Origin of the sequence: Mesorhizobium sp. M2A.F.Ca.ET.067.02.1.1 (genome assembly GCF_004023285.1) — a bacterium.
Lineage (GTDB): Bacteria > Pseudomonadota > Alphaproteobacteria > Rhizobiales > Rhizobiaceae > Mesorhizobium.
Genome location: NZ_RZSB01000135.1, coordinates 1 through 10314, shown reverse-complemented (window position 1 = coordinate 10314; position 10314 = coordinate 1). Strand labels below are relative to the sequence as shown.

Annotated in this window: 8 protein-coding genes and 1 pseudogene; 4 read left to right on the top strand and 5 right to left on the bottom strand. The window is 65.2% G+C overall.

Annotation, left to right across the window (positions count from 1 at the left end):
- Together rhaI and ggt are read left to right on the top strand one after the other, a co-directional pair.
- Positions 1-1050, top strand: a 1050-nt coding sequence (gene rhaI, locus EOA28_RS12600) for an L-rhamnose catabolism isomerase (RefSeq protein ID WP_128314925.1), incomplete at its 5' end; no start/stop codon positions are given.
- Between the two features lie 231 nt (positions 1051-1281).
- Positions 1282-3021 carry a gamma-glutamyltransferase gene (gene ggt, locus EOA28_RS12595; protein ID WP_128314924.1) on the top strand — a complete coding sequence of 580 codons (1740 nt, stop codon included), beginning with the start codon at positions 1282-1284 and terminating at the stop codon, positions 3019-3021.
- A 4-nt stretch (positions 3022-3025) separates the two neighbouring features.
- Here the strand turns inward: ggt and EOA28_RS12590 are convergent, their stop codons facing one another.
- The 3 genes from EOA28_RS12590 to EOA28_RS12580 form a co-directional block, all read right to left on the bottom strand.
- Positions 3026-3373 (bottom strand): hypothetical protein, encoded by a 348-nt coding sequence (locus tag EOA28_RS12590; protein WP_042637278.1) that lies wholly within the window; start codon positions 3371-3373, stop codon positions 3026-3028.
- Positions 3374-3532: 159 nt separating this feature from the next.
- Entirely contained in the window at positions 3533-4888 is a 1356-nt protein-coding gene (locus EOA28_RS12585) for a sigma-54 dependent transcriptional regulator (protein ID WP_127251944.1), read from the bottom strand.
- Positions 4885-6750, bottom strand: coding sequence for an ATP-binding protein (locus EOA28_RS12580; RefSeq protein ID WP_245463182.1), 1866 nt, complete (start codon positions 6748-6750; stop codon positions 4885-4887). Before EOA28_RS12580 ends, EOA28_RS12585 begins: the two co-directional genes overlap by 4 nt.
- A 238-nt stretch (positions 6751-6988) precedes the next feature.
- Here EOA28_RS12580 and EOA28_RS12575 point away from each other — a divergent pair, with 238 nt between their 5' ends.
- On the top strand, positions 6989-8326 hold the full coding sequence (locus tag EOA28_RS12575) for a dicarboxylate/amino acid:cation symporter (RefSeq protein ID WP_127251945.1): 1338 nt from the start codon (positions 6989-6991) through the stop codon (positions 8324-8326).
- Positions 8327-8454: 128 nt separating this feature from the next.
- Entirely contained in the window at positions 8455-9036 is a 582-nt protein-coding gene (locus EOA28_RS12570) for a histidine phosphatase family protein (protein WP_127251946.1), read from the top strand.
- A gap of 171 nt (positions 9037-9207) precedes the next feature.
- On the opposite strand, the gene EOA28_RS12565 is transcribed toward EOA28_RS12570, so the two are convergent.
- Positions 9208-9972: a pseudouridine synthase gene (locus tag EOA28_RS12565; RefSeq protein WP_127386239.1), complete on the bottom strand. Its 765-nt coding sequence runs from the start codon at positions 9970-9972 to the stop codon at positions 9208-9210.
- A gap of 87 nt (positions 9973-10059) precedes the next feature.
- Positions 10060-10314, bottom strand: a pseudogene (locus EOA28_RS12560) (hypothetical protein); the annotation flags it as partial.

Here is a 10314-nt window from a genome sequence, read left to right as displayed (position 1 = left end):
ATCGAGGACTGCGCCGTCATTGCCCAGCTGACGCAGGCAACGCCGACCGTCTCGCTGCACATCCCCTGGGACAAGGCTGATCCGAACCGGCTGAAGCAGGCGGCCTCGCGCTTCGGCCTCGGCTTCGACGCCATGAACTCCAACACTTTCTCCGACGCCAAGGATCAGAAGCTATCCTACAAGTTCGGCTCGCTCTCGCATGCCGATGCCGGCACGCGCCGGCAGGCGGTCGAGCACAATCTCGAATGCATCGAGATCGGCAAGACGCTGGGCTCCAAGGCGCTGACGGTGTGGATCGGCGACGGCTCGAACTTCCCCGGCCAGGTCAATTTCGCAAAGGCCTTCGAGCGCTATCTGGACGCGATGCGGGAGATCTATGCCGGCCTACCGGACGACTGGCGGCTGTTCACCGAGCACAAAATGTATGAGCCGGCCTTCTATTCGACGGTCGTGCAGGACTGGGGCACCAACTACATTATCGCGCAAGAGCTCGGCGCCAAGGCCTTCTGCCTTGTCGACCTCGGCCACCACGCGCCCAACGTCAACATCGAGATGATCGTGTCGCGGTTGATCCAGTTCGGCAAGCTGGGCGGTTTCCACTTCAACGATTCCAAATATGGCGACGACGACCTCGATGCCGGCTCGATCGATCCCTACCGGCTGTTCCTCGTCTTCAACGAACTGGTCGATGCGGAGCTCTCCGGCGCCAAGGGTTTCAATCCCGCCCATATGCTCGACCAGAGCCACAACGTCACCGATCCGATCGAGAGCCTTATGCTGTCGGCGGTCGAGGTGCAGCGCGCCTACGCGCAGGCGCTGCTGGTCGACCGCAAGGCGCTCGAAGGTTTCCAGGAGGAGAACGACGCGCTGATGGCGACGCAGACGCTAAAGGCGGCCTACCGCACCGATGTCGAGCCGATCCTCGCCATGGCGCGCCTGCGGACCGGCGGCGCCATCGATCCGGTCGCGGCCTATCGCGAAGCGGGTTATCGCGCGAAGGTCGCGGCGGAGCGGCCGGCTGTCGCCAGCGGCGGCGGCGGCATCGTCTGATAGGCTGCGCCACTCCCCCTCATCCGGCCGCTTCGCGGCCACCTTCTCCCCGAGGGGAGAAGAGATCGGCGCAAGCTCCTCTCCCCTTGGGGAGAGGTCGGATTGCCCGAATTGCCCTTGCAATTCGACTTGGCAATCCGGGTGAGGGGGTCTCTCGCGCTACTTCAATTGTTATTGGACTAATTCGCCCCGACGGTTTTTCCTAGGCATTTCGACGCCAGGAGCACCGCCATGCCCTTGACCCGCCGGTCGCTGATCGCCGTCAGCCTTTCGCTTGCCTCTGCCTTCATTCCGGCCGTTGCCGCCTTCGCCGCGTCGCCCGTTCCGGCCAAGGGTGAGCACGGCATGGTGGTCACGGAGCAGCATCTGGCGACCGAAGTCGGCGTCGACGTGCTGAAGAAGGGCGGCAACGCCGTCGATGCCGCTGTCGCGATCGGCTATGCGCTGGCCGTCGTCTTTCCCGACGCCGGCAATATCGGCGGCGGAGGGTTCATGACTATCCGGCTGAAGGACGGTCGCACCACCTTCATCGATTTCCGCGAGCGCGCGCCGCTCGCCGCCACCAGGACCATGTATCTCGACAAACAAGGCAATCCGGTGAAAGGCGCCAGCCTCGACGGCTATCTTGCCGTCGGCGTGCCGGGCTCCGTCGCCGGCTTCGAGATGGCACGTGAGAAATATGGCACGCTCTCAAGGCAGGATCTGATGGCGGCGGCGATTGCCTACGCCAGGGATGGTTTTGTCCTCAACCAGGGCGACGCGGCTTGGTTCGCCGACAGCGCCGACCGGCTGGCGAAGGACCCGGCGGCGGCCGCGATCTTCCTGAAAAAAGACGGCAAGCCTTATGGCATTGGCGAGAAGCTCGTTCAGCCGGACCTTGCCGCCTCGCTGTCGGCGATCTCGCAAAAGGGGGCGGACGCCTTCTACAAGGGCGCCATTGCGGACGCCATCGTCAAGGCGAGCGGCGCCAGGGGCGGCATCCTCGCCAAGGGCGATTTCGAGCAATATGCGGTGCGCGAATTGAAGCCGGTCACCTGTTCCTACCGCGGCTACGAGATCATCTCCTCGCCACCGCCAAGCTCGGGCGGCGTCATCATCTGCGAGATTCTGAACATCCTGGAGGGCTATCCGCTCTCCTATCTCGGCTCGGCTTCCGCCGAGACGGTCCATGTCATGGTCGAGGCGATGCGCCATGCCTATGTCGATCGCAATTCGGCGCTGGGTGACCCGGATTTCGTCGACAATCCGGTCTCGAAACTGCTCGACAAGGGCTACGCCAGGGACATCCGGGACAAGATCGATCCCTTCCGCGCCGGCGCCTCGAAGGATTTGATGCCGAAGGGTCTTGGCGAGTCGAAGGAGACCACCCACTATTCGATCATCGACAAGGACGGCAACGCGGCCGCGGTCACCTACACGCTGAACGGCTCCTTCGGCGCCGGCGTCGTCGCCGAAGGCACCGGCATCCTGCTCAACAACGAGATGGACGACTTCACCCAGAAGCCCGGCGTGCCCAACCTCTACGGGCTGGTCCAGGGCGAGGCCAACGCCATTCAGCCGAAGAAGACGCCTTTATCCTCGATGAGCCCGACGATCGTGACGAAGGACGGCAAGTCGTTCATGGTCATCGGCAGCCCGGGCGGCTCGCGCATCATTACCATCACCCTGGAGGCGATCGTCAACGTCATCGACCACGGCATGGACATCCAGGAAGCCATCGACGCGCCGCGCATTCACCATCAATGGCTGCCGGACACGGTCTATGTCGAGCCTTTTGGGCTTTCGCCGGACACGGAGCGGCTGCTTGCCGGCATGGGCTATCATCTCGGCCTCAGCGACGAGACCTGGGGCCGGGCGGCCGGCATCCTTGTCGGCGGAAAGAGTCTGGCGGAGATCGAGAAGGGCGGCGGCGCCCGCTACAACGGCGCCATGGACAGTCGCGCGGCTGCCGGCGAGGCGCTGGGATACTAACTGATCAGGTCACCAGCGTGATGGTCGAGGCGATCAGCATGACGGCGGCAATGGCCACAAACAGCGCGTAGATGCGCGGGCGGTCGAGCAGCAGCGCATTGCCGGAAATCCAGGCCGCCGTGGCGCCGCCGAGCGCGAACAGGAAGCCATTGCGGTGGCCGAAGGACATGGAGGCGGCCATCAGGCCGCCGATGATCAGCGCGCCGAAGACGATGATGACGGCGACCGCGTATTTCTCGAAATCATTGCCGCCGCCCATCACCGGCCCCATCGCGTTGAGATTGGGCAGGTCGTCCGGATCGAAAGGGTTGGCCGAGCCGTATTCGTCTTGACCGAGGGATTCGCGCATCATTCGTTCTCCGCTGGGCGGCAACAAACCATCAACGCCTGCCAAGCGCAACCCGGCAACGCCATCGCGGCGATGTGTTCACTGGCCGGCTGGTGCCAACGTGCCACGGTTTGCCGGACAAGCTCAACGGCTGGAGATTGGATCGGGTTCCACGAGCTTGATCTATTTGGAAAAATCGCTGCGCACGATGCCGTGCCGCTGCAACTTGTCATAGAAGGTCTTGCGCGGAATGCCGAGCGCCTCGATGGTGCGGCGGACGTCGCCTTCATTGCGACCAAGTGTCTCGCGGATGATGTCGGCCTCGTAGCGATCGAGCCGTTCGGGCAACGGCGTCGCGGCGTCGCTCTCCATTGCCGCGGGGGAAGGCGTTTCGGCGACGTCGTCAAGCCCGAGCACCAAGCGTTCGGCGAAATGGGCGAGCTCGCGTACATTGCCCGGCCAGTCGTGCTCCCTGAGATGGCGCTGGACCGCCGCCGCGGTCGCCGGCACGGCTCGCCGGAACCGTGCGGCGGCCCGCTCGGCGAAATAGCCGAACAGCAGCGGCACGTCGTCCCGCCGTTCGCGCAGCGGCGGAATGGAGAGCGTCACCACATTGAGCCGGTAATAGAGGTCCTCGCGGAAAGCGCCGCGCTGGCTGGCATTGCCGAGATCGAGTTTGGCGGCAGCGACCACCCTCAGGTCGACTGGGCGTACCTCATTGGTGCCGAGCGGCGTCACCTCGCGCATTTCGAGCACGCGCAGCATCTGCACCTGCGTCGAGGCCGGCATGCTTTCGATCTCGTCGAGGAAGAGCGTGCCGCCGCTCGAATGCTCGATACGGCCGACGCGCTTCTTCTGCGCGCCGGTGAAGGCGCCGGCCTCGTGTCCGAACAGCTCGCTTTCGATGACCGTCTCCGGCAGCGTGCCGCAATTGAGCGCGACGAAATTGCCATTGGCACGGCGGCTCCAGCGATGCAGCAGGTTCGCCACCACCTCCTTGCCGGAGCCGGTCTCGCCGGTCACCAGCACGTCGACATCGGTGTCGGCGATCTGCCTGAGCGTACGGCGCAGCCGCTCCATCGCCGGCGTCTGTCCGATCAGCGGCAAGCCCTCCTGCGCCTGCTCGGCCGCTTCGCGCAAGGCGCGGTTCTCCATCACCAGCCGGCGTTTTTCGGCGGCGCGGGCAACGCTCTGCGCCAGCCGCTCAGTGGCGAAAGGCTTGGTGATGAAGTCGTAGGCGCCGTCCTTGATTGCGTTGACGGCCATGGCGATGTCGCCGTGCCCCGTGACCAGGATCACGGGAATATCGGGGTCGAGATGCAAGACGCGGCCGAAGAGCTGCAGCCCGTCGATCTCCGGCATGCGGATGTCCGAGACAACCACGCCGGCGAAATTCCGGTCGAGCGTCGCCAGCGCTTCGCTCGCCACCGAATAGGCCGACACCGCAAAACCGGCAAGCTCCAGCGTCTGCCTTGTCGCCTTGAGCAGGTCGCTGTCGTCGTCGATCAGGATCACCGTTGCTGGGTTGTGCTTCGTCATGCTGCGCCGGCTTTCGACAGATGGATGGTGAAGCGTGTGCCCTGGTCGCTGCTCGAAACCTCGATGCGCCCGCCATAGTCGGCGACGATGTCCTTGGAGATGACCAGGCCGAGCCCAAGGCCTTTCTCCTTCGAGGTGTTGAAGGGCGTGAACAGTGATTTCAGGATCGCGGGTGGGATACCCGGTCCGTTGTCGGAAACGACCAGCGCCACGTCTTCGCCGGTTTCGGCGGCGGAGACTTCGACCCTTGCGCCATCACGGCCATCGAGCGCCTCCAGCGCGTTCTGGAACAGATTGATCAGCACCTGTTCCAGCCGCAGCCGGTTGCCCATTACTTTCAGCGCCGATGGCGGCAGTTTGATCGCCAGCGCATCCAACCGGCCGGCGAAGCGGCTCCTGAGCAGCACGACTGCGCCCTCGATCACGCTGCGCAATTCGACGGGCTCGGCGGCGGTGCGGCCCTTGCGGGCAAAGGCTTTCAGCTCCTCCGTGATGGCTCCGATGCGCTCGGTCAGCGCGGCGATGGCGCCAAGATTCTCCTCGGCTGAGGCGCTTTGCTTGCGCTCGAGGAACACGCGCGCATTGTCGGCATAGGCGCGGATCGTCGCCACCGGCTGGTTGATCTCATGCGCGACGCCGGCCGCGACCTGGCCAAGCGTGGCAAGCCGGTTGGCCTGCACCAGCTCCTGCTGCATGACCTGCAGCCTCACCTCGGTGCTGCGATGGTCGGCGATCTCGGCCTGCAGCCGGTCGCGCGCCAGGCTGAGATCCTGCGTGCGCTCGACGACGCGCCGCTCCAGCTCGGCGCGCGCCGCCTGTTCGTCGGCGATCCGCATCTGGGCGGACTGCCGGCGCCAAAGCAGATAGGCGGCCAAGGCGATCAGCGGCACAAGGACGCCCAGCGCCAGGAGCCGCATTTCGCGCTGCGCGGCGGCGACCGGCGCTTCGGCTGGAACAAGATAGTCGAGCTGCCACGGTGTCGACGGCACAGCGGTCGAGAGCCGCAGATATTCCGCATCGCTGCCTCCGGGCGTGATGGCATGGACCAGCGCGACATCGGAGCTCAGCGCCTGCGGCCTCGTCATCGGCAAGGGCACCAGAGGTGCATCGCCGAATTGCTGGCTGGCGCGGATTTCGGCGAGCACCGGCCGGCTAAGCGGCTCCGTCGTCAGGAAGCGCCAGGAGGGCACGCTCGTGATCAGCACCACGCCATGCGCGTCGCTGACATAGGCCGGCCGGTTTGCTTCGTGCCAGTCGGCTTCGAGCTGGTCGAACTCCATCTTGACCACGACGACGCCGAGGGGCCCTGAGGCGCCGTCGACGCGCCGCGAGATGTAGAGCCCGGGACGTTTGCTGACATTGCCGAGCGCGAAATATTCGGCGGTGCCGGTCTGCATCGCGCCTGAGAAATAGGCACGGAAACTGTAGTCGCTGCCGACGAAGCTCACCGGTTCGCGCCAATTGCTGGAGGCGATCGCCAGACCGTCGGTGCCGGTGACGTAGAGCACCGAGGCCTTGGTGCCGGAAACCAGCCCTTCCAGCTTGCGGTTGAGCACGTCGATCGCGGCAGGGCTTCGCTGGGTCAACGCGTCATTGACCTGCTGGTCCTCCGACAGGAGCAGCGGCAGCGCGCGCGGATTTTCCAGCACCGCGCGCAGCAGCGCGACCTTGAGATTGGCGTCCGTGCGTCCTTGCGTGGCTAATGCCTCGATCTCCGTCGAGCGGCCATAGAGGCCGGCGCCGTAGAGCGCTGCCGCGACGATCGCCAGCGCCACCGCCGTGAACAGCAGCCAGGCGCGCCGCGCCCGCCTGGCAAGCAGTTCGGGCGTCGAAGCGAGAGCAGCGGCGGGGCGTTGCAGCATGGCGTATTTGTGCATGTTTTCGCACAAGGCGCAATTCTACCTATGCGGATAACCGCACTGATGCCGCGGAAAAGGCACCTCACGAGCTCGAAAAATTCAGCAAAATCAACGAAGCGAAACTCCGGGCGCCATCTGGCACGCGCGTTGCAGGTAGGTCCGCAGCAGCCGCGAGGCTGTGAAGGTTAACAGCCCCCTGGGAGGTCGAGCGTTCTCGATCGGGGGCCGAACGGAGGATATCATGCAGACAGCAATCGCTGCCGCCGAACCGCGCGGCAAGGTTCCCTTTTACCGGCATCTTTATGTGCAGGTCCTGGTGGCGATCGCCGCCGGCATCCTGCTTGGCCATTTTTACCCCGATCTGGGCGCTTCGCTGAAACCGCTCGGCGATGCCTTCATCAAGCTGGTCAAGATGGTCATCGCGCCTGTGATCTTCCTCACCGTCGCGACCGGCATCGCGGGCGTCTCCGACCTGCACAAGGTCGGCCGCGTCGCCGGCAAGGCGATGATCTACTTTCTTGTCTTCTCGACATTGGCGCTGATCGTCGGCCTGGTTGTATCGAACGTCATCCAGCCCGGCGCCGGCATGCACATCAATCCCGCGACACTCGATGCCTCGAAGGTCTCGACCTTCACCGAGAAGGCGCATGACACGACCATCGTCGGCTTCCTGATGAACATCATCCCCGACACCATCACCGGGGCCTTCGCGCAGGGCGACATTCTGCAGGTGCTGTTCTTCTCGGTGCTGTTCGGCATCGCGCTGGCGCTGGTCGGCGAACGCGGCCGCCCCGTGGTCGATTTCCTGCAGGCGCTGACCTCGCCGATCTTCCGCCTCGTCGCCATCTTGATGAAGGCAGCCCCCATCGGCGCTTTCGGCGCCATGGCCTTCACCGTCGGCAAATACGGCATAGGCACGATCGCCAACCTCGCCTTCCTGATCGGCACCTTCTACCTGACGTCGCTGCTGTTCGTGCTCGTCGTTCTCGGCGCCGTCGCATGGTACAACGGCTTCTCTATCCTGGCGCTGATCCGCTACATCAAGGAAGAGCTGCTGCTTGTGCTCGGCACCTCGTCGTCGGAAGCCGCACTTCCCGGCCTGATGGCCAAGATGGAGCGTGCCGGCTGCAACCGCTCGGTGGTCGGCCTGGTCATCCCCACCGGCTATTCCTTCAATCTCGACGGCACCAACATCTACATGACGCTGGCTGCGCTGTTCATCGCCCAGGCAACCGACACGCCGCTCACCTTCGGCGACCAGATCCTGCTCCTGCTCGTCGCCATGCTGAGCTCCAAGGGCGCGGCCGGCATCACCGGCGCCGGTTTCATCACGCTGGCCGCCACGCTCTCGGTCGTGCCTTCGGTGCCGGTCGCCGGCATGGCGCTGATCCTCGGCGTCGACCGCTTCATGTCTGAGTGCCGCGCGCTCACCAATCTCGTCGGCAACGCGGTGGCGACCATCGTCGTGGCGCGCTGGGAAGGCGAGCTCGACCAGAAGCAATTCGCCGCCGCCATGGCCGGCCAGTTGCCGGAAGAGGCGGATCTCGCGCTGTCCGGCGGCCTGCTGCCGGCCGAGTGACAGGCAAGTTAGGCATCCCTCCCAAGCCTGTGCAGGCCGCGGCTCAGCCGCGGCCTGTTCTTTTTGCCGGCTGCCGCATAGGGTGCGCGAGCCGGATTCCCGGCGAAGCATTCAGCCGAGGGCGGTCAATGAGCAGCGCGTATCCCGAGATCTATCTTGTCCGTCATAGCGAGACCGAATGGAGCCTCTCGGGCAGGCATACCGGCCGCACCGACATCCCGCTGACGGCGAAAGGCGAGGAGGCCGCGCGCGGCGTGGCCGACCGGCTCAAGGGCCTGACCTTCCAGGCGGTCTGGTCGAGCCCCTCGCAGCGCGCCTTCGACACCTGCCGCCTGGCCGGCTTCGGCGAGGGCGCGGTTAAGAAGCCGGACCTGCAGGAATGGGATTATGGCGCTTACGAGGGCGTGACGACCAAGGAAATCCTGTCGAAGCGCCCCGGCTGGCAATTGTTCCGCGACGGCTGTCCTGACGGCGAGACGGCGGCCGATGTCGGCGCCCGCGCCGACGCGATCATCGCCGGGCTGCGCGCGATTGCCGGCAATGTGCTCGTCTTCTCCAGCTCGCATTTCCTGCGTGTTCTCGCGGCGCGCTGGGTCGGCCTGCCGCCGGAAGGGGGCGAGCATTTCGTGCTCGATACCGCCAGCCTCAGCATCCTCGGCTACGAGCACGACCTGACGGAGCCGGTCATCCGGCGGTGGAACCAGAAGTAGCGAGCACGACTCCCCCTCATCCGGCCGCTTCGCGGCCACCTTCTTCCCGAGGGGAGAAGAGGTTGGCGCCGCGCTGGCGAACTCCTCTCCCCTCGGGGAGAGGTCGGACTGCCCCGGATTGCCTTTCGCAATTCGGCTGGCAATCCGGGTGAGGGGAGAGCGCCCGGCTCGTCAAATCGCCAGGGTCGCCAGATCCTCGCTCGTCAGATGCCGCGCCTTGCCTTTGGCAAGCTCGCCGAGCTGAAGACCGCCGATCGCCACGCGAACCAGCCTTAGCACCTCGATATCGAAAGCGCCGAGCAGCCTGCGGATCTGCCGGTTGCGACCTTCGTCGAGCACGATTTCCAGCCAGGCTGTCCGCCCGCCGCTGCGCAACAGCGCAATCGAGCTTGCCGTAAGCAACTCCCCGTCGACGGCCGAGCCCTGGCGAAAGCGTTCCAGCATCGCGTCGTCAGGCACTGAAGCAATCTGCACATGATAGGTCTTGGCGACATGCGAGGCGGGGTCGAGCAAACCGTTCGCCCAGCGCGTGTCGTTGCTCATCAAAAGCAGCCCCTCGCTTGCTTTGTCGAGCCGGCCAACCGGCGCCACGAAGGGCAGGTCGAGCCCTTTAAGGCAGTCATAGACGGTGCCACGGCCTTCGGGATCATCGCGAGTCGTGACCAGCCCGCGCGGCTTGTTGAGCATCAGATAGACCTTGCGCTCGGCCGCAATGCGCTCGCCGTCGACCGTGATGCTCTCGCGCTCGGGATCGACCCACAGCGCAGGGTCGCGCGCCACCTTGCCGCCCACCCGCACGCGCCCCTTGGCGATCAAAAGCTCAGCCTGCTTGCGCGAGCAGAACCCGAGCTTCGACAGCGCCCGGTTGAGGCTGACCTTCCCGGCGGTGGATCGCCGCGCGGCCTTAGAAGGCTGTCCAAGGGGCTTGCTCGTCATTTGCCCGACAGATGCCATGCGGCGCGGCGCATGCGCAACCTTCGTGTGAAGTAAGATCGATTTTTGGAGACGGTCGGCGCCGGGAAATCATTGATCCTTCGGCGCGCTCAGCCGCCGGTAGGGGACGCCGTCGAATGTTGCCGTCACGAAGCTCTGGACCGACATCTTGCGCTTGCGCCCGTCGCTGCAGGCATAGAGCGGCCAGCCGGCTTCGCTGCACTCGCTGGCCACGCAGAGGCGGTTCACGCAGTTGCCCGTGGTCAGGCGAAAGCCGCCCTTGCCGGCAAATCCCTGAAGCAGGCCGCCGTCCGCCGAACGCCATTTCCGCTGCTGGTAATCAGG